Consider the following 24,376-nt stretch of genomic DNA (forward strand, 5'->3'; position numbering starts at 1 on the left):
AGCAGATTTACCTTATCGTTTACTCCTTGTTATTACGGTTACTATTTTTCGGGTTAGGGATTGCAGTGGCATACTTTTGCTTTTTGTTCGAGTTAATTTATGTAGTAAAACGAAATAAATTAGTATCGAGAACTCGCAAAAGATATAACGGAAAGCCCGACTACGCCTTTTTTCAAGGCGTAGGAACCTCCTTCTTCTTCTTCATTTTCCCTCCTCTTCTTCTTACTTTTATTTTATAAATATACTTCTGATCCTTTTTCTTTAAATTCTTTCGATTTTTCTTCCATTCCTTTTGCAATCACTTCATTGTCTACAATATCATTTACGGCTGCAAAATCGCGAACTTCTTGTGAAATTTTCATAGAACAGAATTTTGGACCACACATAGAACAAAAATGTGCAATTTTTGCTCCAGCTGCAGGTAAAGTTTCATCGTGATACTCTCGAGCACGCTCTGGATCTAAACCTAAATTAAACTGATCTTCCCAACGGAACTCGAAACGCGCCATACTCAACGCATTATCTCTATGCTGAGAACCTGGATGCCCTTTTGCTAAATCGGCAGCATGTGCCGCCAATTTATAGGTTACAACTCCCACTCTTACATCTTCTTTATTTGGCAACCCTAAATGTTCTTTTGGAGTTACGTAACACAACATTGCGCAACCATACCAACCAATCATTGCCGCTCCAATACCCGAAGTAATATGATCGTAACCTGGTGCAATATCTGTAGTTAAAGGGCCTAAAGTATAAAAAGGAGCTTCGTCGCAAAGTTCTATTTGCTTCTCCATATTTTCTTTAATCATGTGCATTGGCACATGCCCTGGGCCTTCAATAAAACATTGAACTTCGTGCTTACGAGCAATCTGCGTTAACTCTCCCAACGTTTCTAACTCAGCAAATTGTGCTTCATCATTTGCATCAGCAACCGAACCTGGTCGTAATCCGTCTCCTAAAGAAAAAGCAACATCGTATTGTTTTAAGATCTCGCAAATATCTTCGAAATGCGTATATAAAAAGCTTTCTTTATGATGCGCTAAACACCATTTTGCCATAATAGAACCTCCACGAGAAACGATTCCCGTAACTCGTTTTGCCGTCATTGGTACATAACGTAATAAAACACCGGCGTGAATGGTAAAATAATCTACACCTTGTTCTGCTTGCTCAATTAAGGTATCACGGAAAATCTCCCACGTTAAATCTTCTGCAACTCCGTTTACTTTTTCTAATGCTTGATAAATTGGCACTGTTCCTACAGGAACTGGCGAGTTACGAACAATCCATTCGCGTGTTTCATGAATGTTTTCTCCGGTAGATAAATCCATAATATTATCCGCTCCCCAACGACAAGCCCAAACTGCTTTTTCTACTTCTTCTTCTATAGATGATGTAACAGCTGAATTACCAATATTTGCGTTTATTTTCACTAAGAAGTTTCTACCTAAAATCATAGGTTCTGCTTCTGGGTGATTTATGTTTGATGGAATAATAGCTCTACCTCTTGCAACTTCTGATCGTACAAATTCTGGTGTAATTTTATCTGGAATATTAGCACCAAAATGCTCGCCTTTATGTTGCTTTCTGATCTCTGTCATTTCATCTATTCGTTGATTTTCACGAATAGCTATATACTCCATCTCTGGCGTAATCATTCCTTTTTTGGCGTAGTGTAATTGTGTTACATTTTGCCCTTTTTTAGCACGTAATGGTTTTTTTAATAACTTAAAACGCATATGATCTAAACTAGCATCGTTTAAACGTTCGTTACAATAATCCGAAGAAAAAGATGTTAATTGCTCCACATCTCCACGATCTTTAATCCACGGTTCACGGATTCTTTCAATTCCTGCGTGTACGTCAATTTCTTTCGCAGGGTCGGTGTATGGCCCTGAAGTATCGTAAACGGTTACAGATTCGTTTGCCCTTTTCTTTTTGGTCATAGAATCAACCGTATCGCTTAAGGTAATTTCACGCATGGCTACTTTAATTTGCGGGTGAATTTTACCGTTTACATAAATTTTTTGTGAATTCGGAAACGGATTTCTTGTAATTCCGTTTTGCTTTGGAGCAGTGTCTTTATTCTTCATAAGATAATTAATACATTAGTTTTTAAAATAAGATCATCCTCCTTGGGTAGATTTTATTATTAAAATATCATCATTATTTTGAAGTAACTTTAAAGACCAATCAGCTCTTTTTATCACCCTACTATTTATAGCAATAGCAATACCATTCGTTTGAATTTTTAAATATTCAACGAACTCTTGTAATGTTAAGGTTTCTAAAAACTGGTGGTTTTCTTGGTTTACTTTTATAGTAATCATATTTATAAAATATTACTGTAAACCAAATGGTAGTATTTCGATATGGTATCGAACATAACTTTTTCCTACGTTGGTATTAACCAAATCAGGTTCTAAGGATGTTTCTCAAACTAATTTAATAGCTACTCCTAAAGTTTACAAAACAAATGTATTATTATTTTTTAGAAAACGAATATTTTTAAATTATTTTTTACGCTCTCACTTTAACTTTATTTCGCTTATACCTAAAAAACAAACGATTAAGGTATCTTTTAAAATAACATTATTTCTTTCTTATAACTTTGACTTATCAGATTAAAACACTTAAATGTGGAGCAGAAACCACTAAAAAAACGATTTTTTCTATAAAATAAATTATAGAAGGCGGTAACCGAAAAGCCTTATGAGTAGGTAAACTAACCAAATTAATTATGAATACTGAAACTTTAACAAGAAAAGAAACATTTGTAGGGGGATGGACTGCTTACCATGCACTAACGGCTGAAGACCGTAAAGTATTTGATGAAGCTTTAAAGGGATTTGTGGGTGTAAATTACACTCCTAATCAAGTATCAACACAAGTTGTAGCTGGCGTAAATTACCGTTTTAAATGTACTGCTTCAATACCGCCTTCTGAGGTTATTTGGGAAGCTATTGTTGAAATATATCAACCTTTAGATGGTAAAGCCCATATTACTGGTATTACTAGATTATAATAATCAACAAAGCCTGTCTTTTTACTTAAAATGACAGGCTTTATTTATATAAAAGAAATTTCTTATAACTTCTGAATTTCTTTCGTTACCTCTTCAAGTACTTTAAATGCCGTTTCTGCCATTTTATTTCCTTTTAAATCTAACAATGGATTTACTTCTACAAACTCAACACAAACTACTTTTTTACTTGCTAATAAACCATTAATTATTTCAACGATTTCTTTGTCATCAAAACCTTTTGGAACTGGTGTACCTGTACCATAAGAAATCATATCACAATCCATAGAATCAACATCAAAAGACACATAAATAACGTCACAATCTGTTAATTTTTCTAAAGCTTCGTTTACACAAACTTCTAATCCGCGGTAGCGAACTTCGGCAACCATATAGTTTTTAATACCATATTTTTCTATTTGCTTTTCCTCTGGTTCTTCAGTATCTCTAACTCCGAAAAAAACAATATCTTCAGGTAAAACTTTTTGACCTGGCATTCCGATATTTTTCATTCTATCCCACAGATCGGCAGTTTCTCTACTTACATCGTTAATCTGACAATCTAAATTATCATCTGAGATAGCTGCTCCTAATGGCATTCCGTGAATATTTCCTGATGGTGATGTATACGGCGTGTGCAAATCTCCATGAGCATCAATCCAAACTACTCCAACTCTTTTATTAGGGTTCGCTGCCTTAACTCCACTTATAGTTCCTAACGCAGAAGAGTGATCTCCTGAAAGAACTATTGGAAATTTACCTTCTTGTAAATTTACTTTTACGTGGTTACTCAATCTTTTACATTGATTAAAAACACTGCTTATTTGCTTACCAAACGAATTGTTTTTTTTGTTGTAAACCGATTCATTTTCTGTAATTACATCTTCAGAATCAAAACGATTAAAAAAATCGTTGTTTTGATTAATAGCGGCAATTTCAATAGCATCTACTCCCATATCAGACCCACGTGTTCCGGCACCAATATCTGATCTGTTTTTGATAATTTTAATTTCTTTCATCATCAATTATATTTAATAAAAAAATGCCATCTAAATATTAAATGGCACTTTTTGTTGATTTATCTTTTATTTACGTCTACAAAACTCCTAAGGTTTTCACCTACATAAATTTGACGAGGACGACCAATTGGTTCTTTATTTTCTCTCATTTCTTTCCATTGAGCAATCCAACCTGGTAAACGACCTAAAGCAAACATTACTGTAAACATCTCTACAGGAATTCCCATTGCACGATAAATAATACCAGAATAGAAATCTACATTTGGATATAATTTTCTATCTACAAAATAAGGATCGTTTAATGCTTCTTGCTCTAATCCTTTAGCTATTTCTAAAATAGGATCGTTAATTCCTAAATCAGCTAATACTTCATCAGCTGCTACTTTAATAATGGTTGCTCTTGGATCAAAATTCTTATAAACACGGTGCCCGAATCCCATTAAACGGAAAGGATCGTTTTTATCTTTTGCTTTTGCCATGTACTTTTTAGTATCACCACCATCTTCTTTAATAGCTTCAAGCATTTCTAATACCGCTTGGTTTGCTCCACCATGTAATGGCCCCCAAAGTGCAGAAATTCCTGCAGAAAGAGATGCAAATAAACCTGCATGAGAAGAACCTACTATTCTTACTGTTGATGTTGAACAGTTTTGTTCGTGATCTGCGTGTAAGATTAATAATTTATCTAATGCATTTTTTATAATTGGATTTATGGTATAATCTTCATTAGGCTGCTCAAACATCATTTTCATAACATTCTCTACATATCCTAATTTTTTAGAACCATAGTTTAATGGCAATCCTTGTTTTTTACGCATTGCCCAAGCAACTAAAACCGGGAACTTTGCTAAAATTTTAACGATTGCATTATACATTTCTTCTTCAGAATCAACATTTACTGAAGACGGATTAAATGCTACTAATGCACTTGTTAATGATGATAAAACTCCCATTGGGTGGGCGTTCTTAGGAAAAGCTTCGATGATCTTTTTTATATCTTCATCTACAATTGCTTTTTCTCTAATATCATTATGAAACTTTTCTAATTTATCTTTAGATGGTAATTCACCAAAAATTAATAAATAAGCTACTTCTAAAAAATCTGCTTTTTCAGCTAATTCTTCAATAGCATATCCTCTATATCTTAAAACTCCTTCTTCTCCATTTAAAAATGTAATAGCACTTTGACAAGAACCTGTATTCTTATATCCTGGATCAATAGTAATAACACCCTCGGTTGCACCTCTTAACGTTTTAATGTCAATCGCTTTTTCTTTTTCTGTTCCTTCTATTATAGGGAACTCATACGTCTTATCACCAATTTGTAGTTTTGCTATATCTGCCATTTATCTCTTGAATTTTATGATTGAACTGAGTTGCGAAGATACCATTTTTTGTAGTATTTTAAAAATAGGTTTTGATAGATTTTTAATATCTAAAAATAGAAATATTTTATTATTAATCACATAAAAAACAAAACCTCATAAACATATATTTATGAGGTTTTTGTAGACTATAAATTTGAGTGTACTTAAATAAAAAATTGACTTATAAAAACTTAAACCTGGTTCAAATTAACACCGTAAAATACTGATAATTAAAATAATGTGATTCTGAAATAGATTTAGAATGACGCTCTGATAATTAAACTATGATTCAATAAAAATCTTTTTAAAAATTAAAAAAAATTTAGTTTTTAATCTGATTTTTATCCATTTTTTTCATAATTCGGTTTAAACCATTTATGATTATGCTTGTAGCACTTGCTGTCAAAGCCAAATTATCTTGGTTTTCTGGAACAAAGACATTACCTACAACTGATTGAGAATACATTTCTTCAAGTAAATTTAAATCGTAAATAGTCAATGTTACCTCTCCTCTATTTTCAGAAGAAGACATTATATTTCCTTGTCCTAAAATTCCAGCTTCATCAGAAACTATGGCTGCATTAATCTTTATAAAAAAATCATATCCAGTTCCGTTTTTAATATCTTTTAAAACAGCTTTACTAAGATTGTTAGTTATATTACTTGGCAATAATATACCTCTAGTGGTAAACGAATCAGAAAACCGATTCCCTAATAGCTCCGTAAACTTTTCGGTCGCTATATTAGTTAAGCTTTCTTTTATACTTTTAGGGGCCTCACAACCATTTACCTTTTTTAAAATCTAAACGTGAATTTACACTTCCTGAATGTGTGTACTTTGTAGAGTGGCATGCTGTAAAGGTTATAACGACAAGTAAAACAAGTATTTTTTTGATTTCTGTAAAAAGCAAAAACCTCGCCATAAAATGACAAGGTTTTTTATATTGATGTATAATTGTAAGTTTTAAACTACTTTATTTTAAAAGCTTTTTCTTGCGGATAATAAGCAACACCATCTAATTGCTCTTCAATACGCAATAATTGATTGTATTTTGCCATACGATCTGAACGAGAAGCCGAACCAGTTTTTATTTGACCACAGTTTAAAGCTACTGCTAAATCGGCTATTGTATAATCTTCTGTTTCACCAGATCTGTGACTCATAACAGATGTATAACCTGCGTTGTGTGCCATATTAACCGCTGCAATAGTTTCAGTTAAAGTTCCTATTTGGTTTACTTTAATTAAAATTGAATTTGCAATTCCGTTTTCAATACCTCTTGATAAACGCGCTACATTAGTTACAAATAAATCGTCTCCAACTAATTGCACTTTATCTCCACAAATTTCAGTCAGGTATTTCCAACCTTCCCAATCGTTTTCATCCATTCCGTCTTCAATAGAAATAATTGGATATTTAGCTGCTAACTCCGCTAAATAATCAGCTTGTTCTTTACTAGAACGTACTTTTCCTTTTGCGCCTTCAAACTTTGTATAATCGTATTTACCATCAACAAAAAATTCAGCAGCAGCACAATCTAAAGCGATCATTACTTCTTCACCAAACTTATAGCCAGCATTTTTAGTCGCCAATGCGATAGTTTCAATAGCATCTTCTGTACCGTTTAAAGTTGGTGCAAAACCTCCTTCATCACCAACCGCTGTTGATAAATTACGGTCGTGTAAAACTTTTTTAAGATTATGGAAGATTTCAGAACCAATTTGCATTGCTTCTGTAAAATTTTTAGCTTTTACTGGCATTACCATAAATTCTTGGAATGCAATAGGTGCATCAGAATGTGAGCCTCCGTTGATAATATTCATCATCGGAACTGGTAACGTATTTGCTGATACTCCGCCAACATACCTATACAAAGGTAAACCTAGCTCGTTAGCTGCTGCTTTTGCTGCTGCTAAAGAAACACCTAAAATAGCGTTGGCTCCTAAAACAGATTTGTTTGGTGTTCCATCTAAATCAATCATAATTTGATCAATCATATTTTGTTCAAAAACAGAAACCCCTAATAATTCTTGTGCTATTAAAGTATTTACGTTCTTAACCGCGTTTAATACTCCTTTACCCATATAATCTTTTCCTCCATCACGTAACTCAACAGCCTCATGTTCTCCAGTAGAAGCTCCTGATGGAACCGCTGCTCTTCCCATAACTCCGTTTTCTGTAATTACATCTACTTCAACAGTAGGATTACCTCTTGAATCGAAAATTTGACGTGCGTGAATGTTGATTATAATACTCATAGTTGTTTATTTTTAATATAGAAACCCGTGAATTTAAATTCACGGGAATACTAATTTATATAGTTGCTAATTTACTAATTGTGGTTGATTTTGTAATGTTCATCAATAATTAATTACGAAAACGATTACGCTTCAACTTTTGCTTTTTTGATGTTTTCTATAAACTCATCAAATAAATATTCTGCATCATGAGGTCCAGGACTTGCTTCTGGATGATACTGAACAGAAAATACATTTTTAGATTTCATTCTAATTCCTGCTACCGTATGATCGTTTAAGTGTACATGAGAAATTTCAACATCTGCATGTGCTTCTGTTTCTTCACGATTGATAGCAAATCCATGGTTCTGAGAAGTAATTTCACCTTTCCCTGTAATTAAATTCTTAACCGGGTGGTTAATTCCTCTATGCCCATTGTGCATTTTATAAGTAGAAATTCCGTTTGCCAATGCAATAACTTGGTGCCCTAAACAAATACCAAATAATGGTAAATTTCTTTTGATGATTTCTTTTGCGGTATTTTGAGCATCAACCAAAGGTTCTGGATCTCCAGGTCCATTTGATATAAAATAACCATCAGGGTTAAAATCACTCATATTCTCGAAAGTAGCATTGTAGGGATATACCTTTATGTAGGCTCCTCTTTTCACTAAATTTCTTAAAATATTCTTTTTAATACCAATGTCTAAGGCTGCTATTTTAATTGGTGCATTTTCATCACCTATAAAATAAGGTTCTTTAGTTGATACTTTAGAGGCCAATTCTAAACCTTCCATATTTGGAGTAGCATCTAATTGTTTTTTAAGAGCATCAATATTATCTACTTCAGTAGAAATTATAGCATTCATTGCTCCGTTATCTCTAATATAAGCAACTAAAGCACGTGTATCTACATCTGAGATTGCTACCAGATTATGCTCTTTAAACCAGTCTAATAAATTTCCATCAGAATCTACACGAGAGTGTGTAAAACTAAAGTTACGACAAATTAAGCCCGATATTTTAATACCTTCAGATTCTACTTCCTCTTTATTTACTCCATAATTACCAATATGAGCATTGGTAGTTACCATAAGCTGACCAAAGTAAGAAGGATCAGTAAATACTTCTTGATAACCAGTCATACCTGTATTAAAACAAATTTCTCCAGTTGATGTTCCTTCTATTCCAATAGACTTACCGTAGAAAATGGTTCCGTCTGCTAAAAGAACTAATGCTTTTTTACGCTGTTGATATTTCATTTAGTGTGTGTTGTGTAGTTTGTTTGCAAAAATATATAAAAAAAGGGATAAACATTAAATGTTTATCCCTTTGATATAAATTATATTGAATTATAATAATTAATGATTTTAATTAAGTCTTGTTCTTTTTTACTTTTAAATTTATTTTTTTTGATAAACTGAGTCATCTTTTCTTTATTCGTTACATCAAATAAATTCACTATTTCCTTTTTCTTCAGTCTAACTTGGATGAACTCCCCTCCTTCATTATATTCTATATAATATATTTTACGAGTTTTCCATTCTTTAGCTTTAATTATCTTCCCTGTTAGTTTGTCAATTAACGCTTTATTTATTATTTTTTTAAAATTCACAAAAAGATTTAACTTTTTGCCTTGAGTAAGTTTTTCTAAAACTTTCCCATTATGTACTTTAAAATATATTCCATTAATCTTTGCTAGGCTTACATTCTTAAAATAAAATAAAGAATCTTTACTTATATTAAATAAAAACTTTCCTTCGTTAAGATCAATATTTAAACCTTTAAGGTTATAATTATTACCTCTTAAATCCAAAATACTGCCTTCATTTTCTAATCCTTGAAACCTAAAAACAGATCCCAAAACATCTTTTTCTAAAAAACCTGATCTATAAACTCCATCATCATTTTGAAAATTGCTAGATGTACCTGAATCTACATTAAGTATTGCACTCTGCCCATAAAAAGAAATAGTAAAACATGGTAATAATAATAATAATAATAATAATAGCTTTTTCATAATATATTTTTTATGTTTACTAAATTACAAAAAAAGGGATAAACATTAAATGTTTATCCCTTTGATATAAATTATAAAAATTTTCATTTTTACTATTCTTCTTCTTGTGAAGTTTGAGTTTCAACTGCTGCATCAGTAGTTTTACCAGCACCACGACGGCTACGACGAGTGTTCTTCTTAGCTTTGTTTCCTTTTGGATTGTAAATTTCGTTGTAATCAACTAATTCTACCATTGCCATAGGAGCATTATCTCCCTGACGGTTTCCTAATTTGATAATACGAACATAACCTCCTGGTCTGTCAGCTATTTTCACAGAAATTTCCTTAAATAATTCCGTTACGGCATCTTTACTACGTAAATAGCTAAATACTGTACGACGATTATGAGTAGTATCTGTTTTAGACTTAGTAATTATAGGCTCGATAAACGTACGAAAAGCTTTCGCCTTAGCAACTGTAGTGTTTATACGTTTGTGTTCGATTAAAGAACATCCCATATTTGCTAACATCGCCTTTCTATGCGCTGTTTGTCTTCCTAAATGATTAAATTTCTTTCCGTGTCTCATGACATTTGGTTTTGGCTTTCATCTTGCTGCAACCCATTCTGGGGAGCAAAATATGAAAGGTTAATCTCTATCTAATTTGTATTTACTTAAGTCCATTCCGAAATTAAGGTTTTTATTTGCCACTAACTCATCTAATTCAGTTAATGATTTTTTACCGAAATTTCTAAATTTCATTAAATCGCTTTTGTTGAAAGATACTAAATCTCCTAAAGTATCAACTTCTGCAGCTTTTAAACAGTTTAAAGCACGAACTGATAAATCCATATCAACTAATTTCGTCTTTAATAACTGACGCATATGTAATGATTCCTCATCATATGTTTCAGTCTGTGCAATTTCATCTGCCTCTAAAGTGATACGCTCATCAGAGAATAACATAAAGTGGTGAATTAAAATTTTAGCTGCTTCAGTTAAGGCATCTTTAGGGTTAATAGAACCGTCAGTATCGATATCGAAAACTAATTTTTCGTAATCGGTCTTTTGCTCTACACGAAAATTTTCAACAGCATACTTTACATTCTTTATAGGAGTGTAAATAGAATCTGTAAAAATTGTTCCTAAAGGTGCACCTGCTCTTTTATTTTCTTCTGCTGGTACGAAACCTCTACCTTTCTCGATAGTGATTTCAGCATTAAAACTTACGGATTTATCTAAGTTACAAATTACTAAATCTGGATTTAATACTTGAAAACCTGAAGTAAATTTCTGTAAATCTCCAGCAGTCAATTGTTCTTGACCTGATACTGATATAGATACTGTTTCTCTATCAGTTTCTTCAATTTGTTTCTTAAAACGAACCTGTTTTAAGTTTAAGATGATTTCTGTTACATCTTCTACAACTCCTTGAATCGTTGAGAACTCATGATCTACACCATCAACACGTAATGATGTAATTGCAAACCCTTCTAATGAAGATAATAATACTCTTCTTAAGGCGTTACCAATTGTTAATCCAAAACCTGGTTCAAGAGGTCTGAACTCAAATCTACCTGTAAAATCAGTAGATTCAATCATTATTACTTTATCAGGTTTCTGAAAATTTAAAATTGCCATTGTATCTTCTTTTTAATTGTTATTTAGTTGCGCGGTTTATTAGTTCGAAGATGTACATATAAACCCTTTGGCTAAATACCAATATGAATAATTTATTATTTAGAATATAATTCTACGATTAGTTGTTCCTTAATATTTTCAGGAATTTGTAATCTCTCTGGTGCTTTAATAAAAGTTCCAGATTTTAAATCAGAGTTCCAGCTTAACCATTCAAAAACGTTACTGTTTGATGCTAAAGCATCTTCAATAGCGATTAATGATTTAGATTTTTCTCTTACTGCAACAACATCACCAGCTTGTACACTGTAAGAAGGAATATTTAATATTTCTCCATTTACAGTAATATGACGGTGAGATACTAATTGACGTGCTCCACTACGAGAGTTAGCAACACCTAATCTGTATACTACATTGTCTAAACGAGATTCACATAATTGTAATAAAACCTCACCTGTAACACCTCCAGCAGCTTGAGCGCTTTTGAATAAGTTACGGAATTGACGTTCTAAAATACCATACATGTATTTCGCTTTTTGCTTCTCCATTAATTGAGTTGCATATTCAGATTTTTTACCTCTTCTTCTTGCATTTCCATGCTGTCCTGGTGGGTAATTTCTCTTTTCGAAGTTTTTATCGTCTCCGAAAATAGCCTCGCCAAACTTACGAGCTATTTTAGTTTTTGGTCCTGTATATCTTGCCATTTCTTGTTGTTTTAGCAGGGGTTATGAATTAAGGCTTAATCCTTCGATAACCTTGCTCCTACTTTAGTTAAAATACTTTTTTTTGCGCGCACAAAAGTACACAAAATAAAAATACAAGTTGAAAATTAATTCAACTTATACTCTTCTTCTTTTTGGTGGACGACATCCGTTATGAGGAATAGGTGTAACATCAATGATTTCAGTTACTTCAATTCCAGCATTGTGGATAGATCTGATTGCAGATTCTCTACCGTTACCAGGTCCTTTAACATACACTTTTACTTTACGTAAACCTGCTTCTTTTGCTACGTTAGCACAATCTTCTGCTGCTAATTGAGCTGCATACGGAGTGTTCTTTTTAGAACCTCTGAAACCCATTTTACCTGCAGATGACCAAGAAATAACGTCACCTTTTTTGTTTGTTAAAGAAATAATAATGTTGTTGAATGATGCAGTAACGTGAGCTTCACCTACTGATTCTATTACAACTTTACGTTTTTTTGTTATTTTAGACTTTGCCATGATTATTATAGTTTTAGTAATTTAGTTTTCTAACCTTGTAATTATTTTCAACTACTATTAGATCTTTATTACTTATCTAACTTATTTTTTCTTGTTAGCTACAGTTTTTCTCTTACCTTTTCTAGTACGAGAGTTATTCTTAGTTCTTTGACCTCTTAAAGGAAGACCTAATCTGTGACGAATACCTCTTTGGCATCCGATGTCCATTAAACGCTTAATGCTTAATTGAACTTCTGAACGTAATTCACCTTCAATAGTAAATGTTCCTGCTTGCTCACGAATCGCTGCAATTTGATCATCAGTCCAATCTTGAACCTTGATACTTTCGTCTACCTTTGCAGTTGCTAAAATTTCTTTAGATCTGCTGTTCCCTATACCAAAGATGTAAGTTAAAGCGATAACACCTCTTTTATTCTTTGGAATATCAATACCTGCTATTCTTGCCATTACCCTTGTCTTTGTTTAAATCTAGGATTCTTTTTGTTAATTACATATAATCTGCCCTTTCTACGTACAATCTTGCACTCAGCGCTTCTTTTCTTTAATGATGCTCTTACTTTCATCAGTGTGTGTTTTTAGTATCTGTAAGTAATTCTTGCCTTTGATAAATCATACGGACTCATTTCTAATTTTACCTTATCTCCTGGTAATAATTTGATATAGTGCATACGCATTTTACCTGAAATGTGTGCCGTTACAACATGGCCATTCTCTAATTCTACACGAAACATTGCATTAGATAATGCTTCTGTAATTGTTCCGTCTTGCTGAATTGCTGATTGCTTAGCCATATTATTTTAATGATTTTCTGTTACTGTTACCTGATTTCATTAAACCGTCATAACGACTATTTAATAAATACGAGTTAATTTGCTGTATGGTATCTATTGCTACACCAACCATAATGATTAAAGATGTACCTCCAAAAAACATTGCCCAGTTTTGAGTAACTCCAAACTTCACAATTATTGCTGGTAAAATAGATAAAGCTGCTAAAAATAAAGAACCTGGAAATGTTATCTTAGATAACACAGCATCTAAATAGTTTGCAGTTTCTTCTCCTGGCTTATAACCTGGAACGAAACCATTACTTCTTTTTAAATCTTCAGCCATTTTATTTGTTGGGATTGTAATCGCCGTATAAAAATAACTAAAAATGATTATCAAAAGAGCAAATATAAGGTTATACTGCCATCCGAAATTATCAGTTAAACTGTTTAATGCTGGGAATTTTTGTCCTAAAGCTACTGGTAAAAACATAATAGCTTGTGCAAAAATAATTGGCATTACTCCAGATGCATTCAATTTTAATGGAATGTACTGGCGAGCACCGTCTACATCTTTAATGTCTGTAACGGCTGTACGACGTGCGTATTGAACTGCTACTTTACGTACTGCTGTAACTAATAAAACGGTTAACAAAATTACTACAAACCAAACTATTAATTCGATTAGAATCATCATAATACCTCCTGCTCCTGCTGTTTGCTTAGAAACTAGTTCTTGAATGAATGCAGCTGGAAAGTTCGCGATAATACCTACAGTAATTAATAATGAAATTCCATTACCAACTCCTTTGTCTGTAATACGCTCTCCTAACCACATTGCAAAAATTGTTCCTGCAGATAAAAGGATTATTGATGACACCCAAAATGTAGCTCCTGTTACTAAAAATGCTTCAGGTCCTAATCCCATTTGATTTTGAATAATACCAATATAGGTAGGTGCTTGAAACAATGTTATAGCAATTGTTAGCCATCTTGTTATTTGTGTAATCTTCTTACGTCCACTTTCTCCATCTTTTTGTAATTTTTGTAAATAAGGTACCGCGATACCCATTAACTGTACTACAATCGATGCAGAAATATAAGGCATTATACCTAGTGCCATTACTGACGCTCTAGCAAATGCCCCTCCTGTAAATGCGTTTAATAAACCTAAAAGTCCACTAGAAGTACTGTCTTGTAAAGCTGACAACTGTGTTGGGTCAATTCCAGGTAATGGAACTGCCGCCATAAAACGGTATACAGCAATTAAACCTAAAGTTAAAAGTAATTTCTCTTTTAACTCTTCTATCTTCCAAATGTCTTTTAACGTATTTATAAAATTCATCATTTACAATTTTCTTATAATGTAACTACTTCACCTCCTGCAGCTTCTATAGCCGCTTTTGCTGTTGCAGTAAATTTATGTACAGTTATATTTAATTTAGCTTTTAACTCTCCACCACCTAGTATTTTAACTAAATCGTTTTTGCGAGCTAAACGGTTTTCTACTAAAACCTCTAAAGTAACTGTGTCTGTAATTTTTCCGTTTTCTACTAATCCTTGTAATTTATCTAAATTAACACCAACATATTCTTTACGATTAATGTTTGTGAAACCAAATTTAGGTACACGTCTTTGAAGTGGCATTTGCCCTCCTTCAAATCCTATTTTACGAGAATAACCAGAACGAGATTTCTGACCATTATGACCTCTTGTAGAGGTACCTCCATGTCCAGATCCTTCACCACGAGCGATTCTTTTTCCGCTCTTAGTAGATCCTGCTGCAGGTTTTAAGTTGTGTAAACTCATCTTATATTGTCTTATTTAATTTCTTCTACAGAAACTAAGTGTGAAACTGTTTTTACCATACCTAAAATTGATGCTGTTGCATTGTGTTCTACAGTATGATTCATCTTACGTAAACCTAAAGCCGCTAAGGTTAATTTTTGACTTTTAAGGCGACCGATTTTACTTCTTACTTGTGTAACTTTAATTTTACTCATCGTCTTAAATTTTAACCGTTAAAAACTTTCTCTAAAGAAATTCCTCTTTGCTTAGCAATTGTTGCTGCGCTACGTAATTGTAATAAAGCATCAAAAGTTGCTTTAACTACGTTATGAGGATTTGAAGATCCTTGAGATTTTGATAATACGTCTTTAATACCAACAGATTCCAATACTGAACGTACTGCACCACCGGCGATAACTCCCGTACCATGTGAGGCTGGCTTGATGAATACTTTTGCTCCACCAAATTTACCTTTTTGTTCGTGAGGTAAAGTTCCTTCTAAAAGAGGAATACGCACTAAACTTTTCTTTGCGTCTTCAATTGCTTTTGCAATTGCTGAAGCAACATCCTTAGATTTTCCTAATCCATGACCTACAACTCCGTTACCATCTCCAACTACTACGATTGCAGAGAAACCAAATGCTCTACCACCTTTTGTTACTTTGGTTACACGTTGTACACCTACCAATTTATCTACAAGCTCTAATCCGCTTGGTTTTACTCTTTCTACGTTTTTATATCCTAACATAATATAATTTCTTAAAATTTTAAACCAGCTTCTCTAGCAGCTTCCGCTAATACTTTAATTCTACCGTGGTATAAAAACCCATTTCTATCAAAAGAAATAGCTTCAACACCTTTTGCAGCAGCCTTTTCAGCAATTGCTTTACCTACTGCAGTTGCAGCTTCTGTTTTAGATCCAGATGTAATTTCTTTATCTCTTGATGATGCAGATGCTAATGTTTCACCAGCAACGTCATCAATTAATTGAGCATAGATTTCTTTGTTACTTCTAAAAACTGATAACCTAGGTTTTGCAGCTGTTCCTGTAACGATTTTTCTAATTCTATACTTAATTCGTTGTCTTCTTTCAAGCTTTGATAATGCCATAATAATTTCTCTTATTTATTATGCAGATTTACCTGCTTTTCTTCTTAATATTTCTCCTACAAACTTAATTCCTTTTCCTTTATATGGCTCTGGAGCACGGAAAGAACGAATTTTAGCTGCAACTTGACCAACTAACTGCTTATCAAATGAAGATAACTTAATGATAGGGTTTTTACCTTTTTCAGATACTGTTTCAATCTTTACTTCTGGAGCTAAGTTTAAAACAATGTTATGAGAAAAACCTAAAGCTAAATCTAATTTTTGCCCTTGGTTAGATGCTCTATAACCTACACCTACTAATTCTAATTCCTTAGTATAACCATTAGAAACACCTTCAATCATGTTACTGATTAAAGCACGATATAAACCGTGTGCTGCTCTATGGTCTTTACTATCTGATGTTCTTTTAACTGTTAAAACACCATCTTCAATTTCTGCAGTAATTTCAGATTTTAACTCTTGAGTTAATTCTCCTAATTTACCTTTTACTGTAACCACATTTCCGTTTACTTTAACTTCAACACCTTGTGGTAATGCGATTGGATTTTTTCCTATTCTACTCATTGTACAAAGTGATTAATAAACGTAACATAATACTTCTCCACCAACATTTTCAAGTTTTGCTTTTTTGTTTGTCATTACACCTCTAGATGTAGAAACAATAGCAATACCTAAGCCGTTTAATACTCTTGGCATCTCTTTCGAGCCAACGTACTTACGTAAACCTGGTGTTGAAATTCTTTGAATTTTTCTGATTACTGATTCTTTCGTTTCACGATCATACTTTAAAGCTATCTTGATTGTTCCCTGAACTTTATCGTCATTGAACTGGTAGCTTAAAACATAACCTTGATCGAACAAAATTTTCGTCATTTCCTTCTTCAATTTTGAAGCAGGAATCTCGACTACTCGGTGATTTGCTGCGATAGCATTTCTAACTCGAGTAAGAAAATCCGCGATTGGATCTGTATACATAATTAATTAAATTTCGGTTTTGGTTTTCAATAAACACTATTTCCTGTATGAAAAATCGCAATCACTGAACCTGAAACCAGTTAATATTCATTTTTTGTTTTTCATGATAAATCTCATAAGCATTATACTTTTAACGGTATTTACTTATAAGGCATAATTTACCCTGTAAAAACAGAATGCAAATATACATAAACTTTTGTAAAGTAAAGCATTTTTAATCCTTATCATTTTGAGTCTTAATTTATTGGCTAAAAATAGAAAAACTCTAACCAATAAAAAACAACAAAACTGTAGTGTTTTTTTAATTAAATAAAAAAAAGCGTACAACATTTTATAGTTGTACGCTTTTGTTTTCTGTATAAAAGAGCTGTTTACCAGCTTGCTTTCTTAACACCTGGAATTAATCCTTGGTTAGCCATTTCACGGAAAGTAACACGTGAAACTCCGAACTGACGCATATATCCTTTAGGACGACCTGTTAATTTACAACGATTGTGCATTCTAACTGGTGATGCATTCTTTGGTAATTTCTGTAAACCTTCGTAGTCTCCAGCTTCTTTTAAAGCTTTTCTCTTCTCAGCATACTTTGCTACCACTTTAGCTCTTTTGCGCTCACGCGCTTTCATTGATTCTTTAGCCATGTCTTAGTTCTTTTTAAATGGTAAACCTAATTCTGTTAATAATGATTTAGCTTCTTTATCAGTATCTGCAGATGTTACAAAAGTAATATCCATTCCACTAATCTTTTTTACTTGATCAATATTAATTTCAGGGTAGATGATTTGTTCAGTAATTCCTAAATTGTAATTACCTCTACCATCAAAACCATTAGCTTTGATTCCGTTAAAATCTCTTACACGTGGTAAAGAAGCAGTAACTAATCTATCTAAAAACTCGTACATTTTAACCCCTCTTAACGTAACTTTTACACCAATTGGCATACCTTTACGTAATTTGAAGTTTGCAACATCTTTCTTAGAGATTGTTGAAACTGCTTTTTGACCTGTAATTGTAGTTAACTCATCAATAGCGTATTCTATTAATTTCTTATCTGCTATAGCTGCACCAACACCTTTACTCACAACAATCTTTTGTAATTTAGGTACTTGCATTACATTACTATAACCGAATTCTTCAGTAAGAGCTTTTATAACTCTGCTCTTGTACTCCTCTTTTAATCTTGGTACGTAACTCATTGTTATATTGCTTTATCTGATTTTTTTGAAAATCTAACTTTCTTATCTCCTTCTACTTTATAACCAACTTTTACAGCTTCACCGTTTTCGATTAATGCTAAGTTTGATATATGTAAAGAAGCTTCTTTTTTTACAATTCCTCCTTGAGGACTAGCAGCACTTGGTTTAGTGTGTTTAGACACCATATTAACACCTTCTACTAATACTCTATCTTTATCTCTAAAGATTTGTAAAACTTTACCTTCCGATCCTTTGTGATCACCTGCTAATACTTTAACAGTATCTCCTGATTTAATTTTGAACTTCTTCATCTTAATGTCGATTTAAAGCACTTCAGGTGCTAATGATACTATCTTCATAAATTGCTTATCACGTAATTCACGGGCAACAGGACCAAATACACGAGTTCCTCTCATTTCCTCTGTAGGATTTAAAAGTACACAAGCATTATCATCAAATCTGATGTATGATCCGTCTTTACGTCTAATTTCCTTTTTAGTACGAACAACAACTGCGCGAGATACTTGACCTTTTTTTACACTTCCGTTTGGAGATGTAGACTTTACAGTTACTACAATTTTATCTCCAACGCTAGCATAACGCTTTCTTGTTCCTCCTAAAACTCTTATCACTAAAACTTCTTTTGCTCCAGTGTTATCTGCGACTCTTAATCTTGATTCTGTCTGTAACATATTATTTAGCTCTTTCTAAGATTTCTACTAATCTCCAACGTTTAGATTTACTCATAGGACGTGTTTCCATTATCCTAACTGTATCTCCTTCGTTGCAGTCGTTATTCTCGTCATGTGCAACGTACTTTTTCGTTTTTAATACGAATTTACCGTACATTGGGTGTTTGGTTCTTTTTACCTCATTAACAACAATAGATTTCTCCATTTTGCTACTAGATACTACACCTATTCTCTCTTTTCTAAGATTTCTTTTTTCCATCTTTAAAACTGACTAGAATTATTGTAATTCTCTTTTAGTTAACTCCGTAGCAATTCTTGCTACAGTTTTTCTTAAGCTTTTAATCTGCATTGGGTTTTCCAATGGAGTTATGGCGTGAGCCATCTTAAGATCCGTATAATTTTTCTTTAACGTCACAAACCTTCCTTGTAAGTCAGTTGTGGTTAATTCTTTAATTTCTGATTGTTTCATTGTATATAGAATTAAGCGTTAAAATCAAAATCTCTTGCAATAACAAACTTCGTTTTTACTGGAAGTTTTTGTGCAGCTAAACGTAAAGCTTCTTTTGCAACATCCATTGGTACTCCACCAATTTCAAACAAAATTCTACCTGGTTTAATAACTGACACAAAATGGTCAGGAGCACCTTTACCTTTACCCATACGTACTTCTAATGGTTTCTTGGTAATAGGCTTGTCTGGAAATATCTTAATCCAAAGTTGTCCTTCTCTCTTCATGTGACGAGTTGCCGCAATACGAGCTGCTTCTATTTGACGAGAGGTAAGTAAATTCTGATCTAATGATTTGATACCAAACATTCCGTTAGAAAGTTGAGCACCTCTACCAGAGTTACCTTTCATATTTCCTTTCGCCTTCTGTACCTTACGGTATTTTACTCTTTTTGGCTGTAACATTTTTAATTTCTAATTTTAAAAATTATTTTCTTCTGCGAGGTTGTTGACGTTTGTTTCCACCACCTTTACTAGCACCACCTTTTTGTTTAGATAATCCTACTAATGGAGATAATTCACGTTTTCCATAAACCTCACCTTTCATGATCCATACCTTAATACCTAATCTTCCGTATTGTGTATGTGCCTCAACAAGTGCATAATCAATGTCTGCTCTAAAAGTAGAAAGAGGAATTCTTCCTTCTTTATAATGCTCAGAACGTGCCATTTCTGCTCCATTTAAACGACCAGAAATTTGGACTTTAATCCCTTCTGAATTCATTCTCATTGCTGCAGTAATAGCCATTTTAGTAGCACGCTTGTAAGAAATTCTATTTTCAATTTGACGAGCAATACTAGCTGCTACTAATTTAGCATCTAATTCTGGACGCTTAATCTCAAAAATATTAATTTGAACTTCTTTTCCTGTAATTTTCTTAAGCTCTTCTTTTAACTTGTCTACCTCTTGACCTCCTTTACCAATAATGATACCTGGACGTGCCGTAGTGATAGTAACGGTTACAAGTTTAAGCGTACGCTCAATAATTACTCTTGATACACTTGCTTTAAATAAACGAGCATTAATATACTCTCTTATTTTAAAATCTTCAGCTAATTTATCTCCGTAGTCATTTCCACCATACCAGTTAGATTCCCATCCTCTGATAATTCCTAAACGATTTCCTATTGGATTTGTTTTTTGTCCCATATCTACTTTGATTAATTACTTTTATTTTTAGCTCCTAACTCTAAAGTAACGTGATTAGAACGCTTACGAATTCTATGTGCACGACCTTGTGGAGCTGGTCTTAATCTCTTTAACATACCTGCGCTATCTACACAAATAGATTTAACAAATAATCCAGCATCTTCGATACTAGCATCTTCATTCTTAGCTTGCCAGTTTGCAATTGCAGACATTAACAATTTCTCTAAGTTTCTTGATGCTTCTTTTGGACTAAATTTTAAGATTTGTAAAGCTTTTTCAACTTCAACTCCTCTTACTAAATCTGCTACCAAACGCATTTTTCTTGGTGATGTAGGACAATTAGTTATTTTAGCGAAAGCTTTAGACTTTCTTGCTTCTTTTAACTGTGTTGCCATGTTATGTTTACGACTTCCCATAATTTCCTACTATTTTTTTCCTTTATTTTTTGCACCAGCGTGCCCTCTAAAAGAACGTGTTGGTGAAAATTCGCCTAATTTATGACCTACCATGTTTTCAGTAACGTAAACTGGTACAAACTGACGTCCATTATGAACAGCTATTGTTTGCCCAACGAAATCTGGAGTAATCATACTTGCTCTTGACCAAGTTTTGATAACTGACTTACTCTCAGTTTCAACGTTAGTTAATACTTTTTTCTCTAACTTATAGTGAACGAAAGGTCCTTTTTTTAATGATCTTGCCATGGTTTATTTCTTTCTACGTTCTATAATATACTTATTACTAGCTTTAGTTTTAGATCTAGTCTTAAACCCTTTAGCTGGAATACCGTTTCTTGATCTTGGATGTCCTCCTGAAGAACGTCCTTCACCACCACCCATTGGGTGATCAACTGGATTCATACGTACAGCGTTAACTCTTGGTCTTCTACCTAACCATCTAGATCTACCAGCTTTACCAGAAACTAGTAATTGGTGATCTGAATTAGATACAACTCCGATAGTTGCCATACAAGTTAACAAGATTAATCTTGTTTCACCTGAAGGTAACTTAACTGTTGCGTACTTACCATCTCTTGCCATTAATTGAGCAAATGAACCTGCAGAACGAGCCATAACAGCTCCTTGACCTGGGTGTAACTCAATACAAGAAATAGTAGTTCCTAAAGGAATTTCGCTTAAGTATAAAGCATTCCCCACTTCTGGAGCTAAATCTTTACCTGAAACGATTACTTGACCTACTTTTAAACCGTTTTGTGCAATTACATAACGCTTTTCACCATCAGCATAACTAAGTAAAGCAATAAATGCAGTACGATTTGGATCGTACTCTATAGTTTTTACTGTTGCAGGGATACCTTGTTTATTTCTTTTGAAATCAATAATACGGTATTTTTGTTTATGACCACCACCGATGTTACGTGTTGTCATTCTACCCTGGTTGTTTCGACCTCCAGATCGTTTTTTCGGAGCAAGTAAACTTTTCTCCGGCTTATCAGTTGTTATGGTGTCGAACCCATTTACAACTCTAAAACGCTGACCTGGTGTTATTGGTTTTAATTTTCTAACTGACATTCTGTCTTTTCTTAAAGATTGTTATAAAAATCAATAGTTTCTCCTTCAGCTAACTGAACGATTGCCTTTTTGTATCCACTAGTTATCCCTGTTACTAAACCTTTTTTGGTGTGTTTAGTATTTCTTTGAATAGGATAGTTCATGGTCTTAACAGACTTAATTGCTACACCATAAGTTGCTTCAACAGCTCCTTTGATTTCCAATTTATTAGCCTTACTGTTCACAACAAATGCATAACGATTAAATACTTCGCTATCTTTAGTTGCTTTTTCCGTAATAATAGGTTTAATTAAAATACTCATATCTCTGCCTATTTACTTAAGTTAATTTGAATTCCTTCTAAAGAGCTTTCAGAAATAATTACTTTATTAGCGTTTAAAACACTATAAGTATTAACTCCTGTAACGTTCACTACTTTAGATCCTTTTATGTTACGAGATGACAAATAAACATTGTCACTTTCGTCTCCTAATACAAATAAAGATTTTTTCGTATCTAACTCTAAAGCTTTTAAAACATTGATAAACTCTTTAGTTTTTGGAGTTTCAAAATTGAAATCTTCAACTATAACTAAATTGCTTTCCTTTGCTTGAATACTTAAAGCAGACTTACGTGCTAAACGCTTTAAGTTCTTATTTAACTTAAAAGAATAGCTTCTTGGTCTTGGTCCAAACATACGTCCACCACCTCTGAAAACTCCAGATTTGATTGAACCCGCACGTGCAGTACCTGTTCCCTTTTGCTTCTTAATCTTTCTTGTACTACCAGCGATTTCTGCTCTTTCTTTAGACTTGTGAGTTCCTTGCCTTTGATTAGCCAAGTACTGCTTTACATCTAAATAAATTGCGTGATCGTTTGGCTCAATACCAAATACCTCGTTAGAAAGTTCAACTTTTCTACCGGTATCTTTTCCTGTAATATCTAAAACTGCTACTTTCATTATTTTTCGATAGTTACAAAAGTATTCTTGTGACCAGGAATTGCTCCTTTAACTACGATAAGATTCTTATCAGCAACCACTTTTAATACTTTTAAATTTTGAACTTTTACTTTGTCTCCACCCATACGACCTGCCATTCGCATTCCTTTGAATACTCTTGCAGGATATGATGCAGCACCAATCGAACCAGGAGCTCTTAAACGGTTATGTTGACCGTGCGTTGCTTGACCAACACCAGCAAATCCATGACGCTTAACAACACCTTGAAAACCTTTACCTTTTGAAACTCCAGAAACATCTACGAATTCTCCTTCAGCAAAGTGCTCAACAGTAATTGAATCACCTAATTTATACTCACCTTCAAATCCTAGAAATTCAATGACTTTTTTCTTAGCAGATGTACCAGCTTTTTTAAAGTGTCCATCTAAAGCTTTATTAGAGCTTTTTGCTTTTTTGTCATCGAAACCTAGTTGTAACGCACTATAGCCGTCTACCTCTTCGGTTCTGACTTGGGTAACCACGCATGGCCCTGCTTCGATTACAGTACAAGGAATATTCTTCCCGTTCTCATCGAATAAGCTGGTCATACCTACTTTTCTACCTATTAACCCAGACATATTTGTTAATTTTAAGACGATAGATTTTATTTATCCAGCGCGTCTATTAATAAAAATTTTTCGAAACAAATGTTTCATTTTTCCTTAAAATTTCACATAAAAAAAGAGCGAAAAACATCTTCACCCTGAATTTGTTTTTACCATTTTTCCTTCGCGAAACCCTCAGGACATGTTAAACACTGAATAAATCAGCATTTTTACACCACGGAACGTTAATTCCGGTGCGCAAAAGTATAAAAAACTTTCGGTTTAAAAAAATTAAACCGAAAGTTAGTCATTTACTTATACTTTAATCTCAACTTCAACCCCACTTGGTAACTCAAGTTTCATTAAAGCATCAATAGTTTTCGAAGAAGAACTATAAATGTCTAATAATCTTTTGTAAGCAGATAATTGAAATTGCTCTCTAGATTTTTTGTTTACGTGTGGTGAACGTAATACTGTAAAAATCTTTTTATTTGTTGGTAAAGGAATAGGACCGTTTACTACAGCTCCTGTTGACTTTACTGTCTTTACGATTTTTTCAGCAGATTTATCTACTAAGTTATAATCGTAAGATTTTAATTTAATTCTAATTTTTTGGCTCATCTTAAT

At 33.2% G+C, this 24,376-nt stretch carries 38 protein-coding genes and 1 riboswitch; of the genes, 1 reads left to right on the forward strand and 37 read right to left on the reverse strand.

Features of this window, described 5'->3' with window-relative positions; genetic code table 11:
• Positions 1-233: 233 nt before the first annotated feature.
• Entirely contained in the window at positions 234-2,093 is a 1,860-nt protein-coding gene (gene thiC, locus ACQ629_RS04535) for a phosphomethylpyrimidine synthase ThiC (RefSeq protein ID WP_483706767.1), read from the reverse strand.
• A 33-nt stretch (positions 2,094-2,126) separates the two neighbouring features.
• A complete protein-coding gene (thiS, locus tag ACQ629_RS04540) occupies positions 2,127-2,330 on the reverse strand; it encodes a sulfur carrier protein ThiS (protein ID WP_483706768.1) in 204 nt (67 codons plus the stop codon).
• 45 nt (positions 2,331-2,375) lie between these two features.
• A riboswitch (TPP riboswitch) is annotated at positions 2,376-2,470 on the reverse strand.
• 270 nt (positions 2,471-2,740) lie between these two features.
• Between thiS and ACQ629_RS04545 the strand changes: the two genes are divergently transcribed.
• Positions 2,741-3,025: a hypothetical protein gene (locus tag ACQ629_RS04545; RefSeq protein ID WP_483706769.1), complete on the forward strand. Its 285-nt coding sequence runs from the start codon at positions 2,741-2,743 to the stop codon at positions 3,023-3,025.
• Positions 3,026-3,087: 62 nt separating this feature from the next.
• Here the strand turns inward: ACQ629_RS04545 and ACQ629_RS04550 are convergent, their stop codons facing one another.
• The 35 genes from ACQ629_RS04550 to rpsJ form a co-directional block, all read right to left on the reverse strand.
• Positions 3,088-4,041: an arginase gene (locus tag ACQ629_RS04550; RefSeq protein ID WP_483706770.1), complete on the reverse strand. Its 954-nt coding sequence runs from the start codon at positions 4,039-4,041 to the stop codon at positions 3,088-3,090.
• A gap of 59 nt (positions 4,042-4,100) precedes the next feature.
• A complete protein-coding gene (locus tag ACQ629_RS04555; protein ID WP_483706771.1) occupies positions 4,101-5,387 on the reverse strand; it encodes a citrate synthase in 1,287 nt (428 codons plus the stop codon).
• Between the two features lie 343 nt (positions 5,388-5,730).
• Positions 5,731-6,078 (reverse strand): hypothetical protein, encoded by a 348-nt coding sequence (locus tag ACQ629_RS04560; RefSeq protein ID WP_483706772.1) that lies wholly within the window; start codon positions 6,076-6,078, stop codon positions 5,731-5,733.
• Between the two features lie 299 nt (positions 6,079-6,377).
• Complete coding sequence (gene eno / locus ACQ629_RS04565; protein ID WP_483706773.1) at positions 6,378-7,667, reverse strand: phosphopyruvate hydratase; 1,290 nt, start codon at positions 7,665-7,667, stop codon at positions 6,378-6,380.
• 125 nt (positions 7,668-7,792) lie between these two features.
• Positions 7,793-8,908 carry a glutamine-hydrolyzing carbamoyl-phosphate synthase small subunit gene (carA, locus tag ACQ629_RS04570; RefSeq protein ID WP_483706774.1) on the reverse strand — a complete coding sequence of 372 codons (1,116 nt, stop codon included), beginning with the start codon at positions 8,906-8,908 and terminating at the stop codon, positions 7,793-7,795.
• A gap of 80 nt (positions 8,909-8,988) precedes the next feature.
• Positions 8,989-9,666 (reverse strand): hypothetical protein, encoded by a 678-nt coding sequence (locus ACQ629_RS04575; protein ID WP_483706775.1) that lies wholly within the window; start codon positions 9,664-9,666, stop codon positions 8,989-8,991.
• Between the two features lie 92 nt (positions 9,667-9,758).
• A complete protein-coding gene (rplQ, locus tag ACQ629_RS04580; protein WP_483706776.1) occupies positions 9,759-10,232 on the reverse strand; it encodes a 50S ribosomal protein L17 in 474 nt (157 codons plus the stop codon).
• Between the two features lie 60 nt (positions 10,233-10,292).
• Positions 10,293-11,285, reverse strand: coding sequence for a DNA-directed RNA polymerase subunit alpha (locus ACQ629_RS04585; protein WP_483706777.1), 993 nt, complete (start codon positions 11,283-11,285; stop codon positions 10,293-10,295).
• A gap of 95 nt (positions 11,286-11,380) precedes the next feature.
• Positions 11,381-11,986 (reverse strand): 30S ribosomal protein S4, encoded by a 606-nt coding sequence (gene rpsD, locus ACQ629_RS04590; RefSeq protein ID WP_483706778.1) that lies wholly within the window; start codon positions 11,984-11,986, stop codon positions 11,381-11,383.
• A gap of 135 nt (positions 11,987-12,121) precedes the next feature.
• Positions 12,122-12,508 (reverse strand): 30S ribosomal protein S11, encoded by a 387-nt coding sequence (rpsK, locus tag ACQ629_RS04595; protein ID WP_028887452.1) that lies wholly within the window; start codon positions 12,506-12,508, stop codon positions 12,122-12,124.
• An 81-nt stretch (positions 12,509-12,589) separates the two neighbouring features.
• Entirely contained in the window at positions 12,590-12,955 is a 366-nt protein-coding gene (gene rpsM, locus ACQ629_RS04600) for a 30S ribosomal protein S13 (RefSeq protein WP_218771177.1), read from the reverse strand.
• The gene (gene ykgO, locus ACQ629_RS04605) at positions 12,955-13,071 is read right to left on the reverse strand and encodes a type B 50S ribosomal protein L36 (protein WP_073316873.1); all 117 of its coding nucleotides are present in this window, start codon (positions 13,069-13,071) and stop codon (positions 12,955-12,957) included. Before ykgO ends, rpsM begins: the two co-directional genes overlap by 1 nt.
• Before the next feature lie 12 nt (positions 13,072-13,083).
• Entirely contained in the window at positions 13,084-13,299 is a 216-nt protein-coding gene (gene infA, locus ACQ629_RS04610; RefSeq protein WP_104808455.1) for a translation initiation factor IF-1, read from the reverse strand.
• A 1-nt stretch (position 13,300) separates the two neighbouring features.
• The gene (secY, locus tag ACQ629_RS04615) at positions 13,301-14,620 is read right to left on the reverse strand and encodes a preprotein translocase subunit SecY (protein ID WP_483707160.1); all 1,320 of its coding nucleotides are present in this window, start codon (positions 14,618-14,620) and stop codon (positions 13,301-13,303) included.
• Positions 14,621-14,634: 14 nt separating this feature from the next.
• Complete coding sequence (gene rplO, locus ACQ629_RS04620) at positions 14,635-15,084, reverse strand: 50S ribosomal protein L15 (RefSeq protein WP_218771178.1); 450 nt, start codon at positions 15,082-15,084, stop codon at positions 14,635-14,637.
• Positions 15,085-15,095: 11 nt separating this feature from the next.
• A complete protein-coding gene (gene rpmD, locus ACQ629_RS04625) occupies positions 15,096-15,278 on the reverse strand; it encodes a 50S ribosomal protein L30 (RefSeq protein WP_218771179.1) in 183 nt (60 codons plus the stop codon).
• A gap of 11 nt (positions 15,279-15,289) precedes the next feature.
• Positions 15,290-15,814, reverse strand: a complete 525-nt coding sequence (gene rpsE, locus ACQ629_RS04630) for a 30S ribosomal protein S5 (protein WP_483707162.1) — start codon at positions 15,812-15,814, stop codon at positions 15,290-15,292.
• An 8-nt stretch (positions 15,815-15,822) separates the two neighbouring features.
• Positions 15,823-16,173: a 50S ribosomal protein L18 gene (rplR, locus tag ACQ629_RS04635; protein WP_483706779.1), complete on the reverse strand. Its 351-nt coding sequence runs from the start codon at positions 16,171-16,173 to the stop codon at positions 15,823-15,825.
• Positions 16,174-16,191: 18 nt separating this feature from the next.
• Complete coding sequence (gene rplF, locus ACQ629_RS04640; RefSeq protein WP_483706780.1) at positions 16,192-16,737, reverse strand: 50S ribosomal protein L6; 546 nt, start codon at positions 16,735-16,737, stop codon at positions 16,192-16,194.
• A 12-nt stretch (positions 16,738-16,749) separates the two neighbouring features.
• Entirely contained in the window at positions 16,750-17,148 is a 399-nt protein-coding gene (gene rpsH / locus ACQ629_RS04645; RefSeq protein WP_218771183.1) for a 30S ribosomal protein S8, read from the reverse strand.
• Positions 17,149-17,519: 371 nt separating this feature from the next.
• Positions 17,520-17,789, reverse strand: a complete 270-nt coding sequence (rpsN, locus tag ACQ629_RS04650; RefSeq protein ID WP_101046946.1) for a 30S ribosomal protein S14 — start codon at positions 17,787-17,789, stop codon at positions 17,520-17,522.
• Between the two features lie 3 nt (positions 17,790-17,792).
• Positions 17,793-18,344, reverse strand: a complete 552-nt coding sequence (gene rplE / locus ACQ629_RS04655; RefSeq protein ID WP_483706781.1) for a 50S ribosomal protein L5 — start codon at positions 18,342-18,344, stop codon at positions 17,793-17,795.
• Positions 18,345-18,346: 2 nt separating this feature from the next.
• The gene (rplX, locus tag ACQ629_RS04660) at positions 18,347-18,655 is read right to left on the reverse strand and encodes a 50S ribosomal protein L24 (RefSeq protein ID WP_483706782.1); all 309 of its coding nucleotides are present in this window, start codon (positions 18,653-18,655) and stop codon (positions 18,347-18,349) included.
• A 12-nt stretch (positions 18,656-18,667) separates the two neighbouring features.
• Complete coding sequence (gene rplN / locus ACQ629_RS04665; protein ID WP_218771186.1) at positions 18,668-19,036, reverse strand: 50S ribosomal protein L14; 369 nt, start codon at positions 19,034-19,036, stop codon at positions 18,668-18,670.
• A gap of 1 nt (position 19,037) precedes the next feature.
• The gene (gene rpsQ, locus ACQ629_RS04670) at positions 19,038-19,295 is read right to left on the reverse strand and encodes a 30S ribosomal protein S17 (protein ID WP_068703444.1); all 258 of its coding nucleotides are present in this window, start codon (positions 19,293-19,295) and stop codon (positions 19,038-19,040) included.
• An 18-nt stretch (positions 19,296-19,313) separates the two neighbouring features.
• On the reverse strand, positions 19,314-19,505 hold the full coding sequence (gene rpmC / locus ACQ629_RS04675) for a 50S ribosomal protein L29 (protein ID WP_483706783.1): 192 nt from the start codon (positions 19,503-19,505) through the stop codon (positions 19,314-19,316).
• A gap of 11 nt (positions 19,506-19,516) precedes the next feature.
• Positions 19,517-19,948, reverse strand: coding sequence for a 50S ribosomal protein L16 (gene rplP, locus ACQ629_RS04680; protein WP_218771188.1), 432 nt, complete (start codon positions 19,946-19,948; stop codon positions 19,517-19,519).
• Positions 19,949-19,970: 22 nt separating this feature from the next.
• Positions 19,971-20,693, reverse strand: a complete 723-nt coding sequence (rpsC, locus tag ACQ629_RS04685) for a 30S ribosomal protein S3 (RefSeq protein ID WP_483706784.1) — start codon at positions 20,691-20,693, stop codon at positions 19,971-19,973.
• Between the two features lie 11 nt (positions 20,694-20,704).
• A complete protein-coding gene (gene rplV / locus ACQ629_RS04690; RefSeq protein WP_418649878.1) occupies positions 20,705-21,109 on the reverse strand; it encodes a 50S ribosomal protein L22 in 405 nt (134 codons plus the stop codon).
• A gap of 9 nt (positions 21,110-21,118) precedes the next feature.
• Entirely contained in the window at positions 21,119-21,397 is a 279-nt protein-coding gene (gene rpsS, locus ACQ629_RS04695; protein WP_028887472.1) for a 30S ribosomal protein S19, read from the reverse strand.
• A 3-nt stretch (positions 21,398-21,400) separates the two neighbouring features.
• A complete protein-coding gene (gene rplB, locus ACQ629_RS04700; RefSeq protein WP_483706785.1) occupies positions 21,401-22,225 on the reverse strand; it encodes a 50S ribosomal protein L2 in 825 nt (274 codons plus the stop codon).
• 11 nt (positions 22,226-22,236) lie between these two features.
• A complete protein-coding gene (rplW, locus tag ACQ629_RS04705) occupies positions 22,237-22,527 on the reverse strand; it encodes a 50S ribosomal protein L23 (RefSeq protein WP_218771192.1) in 291 nt (96 codons plus the stop codon).
• A gap of 8 nt (positions 22,528-22,535) precedes the next feature.
• A complete protein-coding gene (gene rplD / locus ACQ629_RS04710; RefSeq protein WP_483706786.1) occupies positions 22,536-23,165 on the reverse strand; it encodes a 50S ribosomal protein L4 in 630 nt (209 codons plus the stop codon).
• The gene (gene rplC / locus ACQ629_RS04715; RefSeq protein WP_483706787.1) at positions 23,165-23,782 is read right to left on the reverse strand and encodes a 50S ribosomal protein L3; all 618 of its coding nucleotides are present in this window, start codon (positions 23,780-23,782) and stop codon (positions 23,165-23,167) included. Before rplC ends, rplD begins: the two co-directional genes overlap by 1 nt.
• A 282-nt stretch (positions 23,783-24,064) precedes the next feature.
• On the reverse strand, positions 24,065-24,370 hold the full coding sequence (gene rpsJ, locus ACQ629_RS04720) for a 30S ribosomal protein S10 (RefSeq protein WP_024740605.1): 306 nt from the start codon (positions 24,368-24,370) through the stop codon (positions 24,065-24,067).
• Positions 24,371-24,376: the final 6 nt, after the last annotated feature.

It is taken from the genome of Tenacibaculum sp. SM2510 (assembly GCF_057002845.1).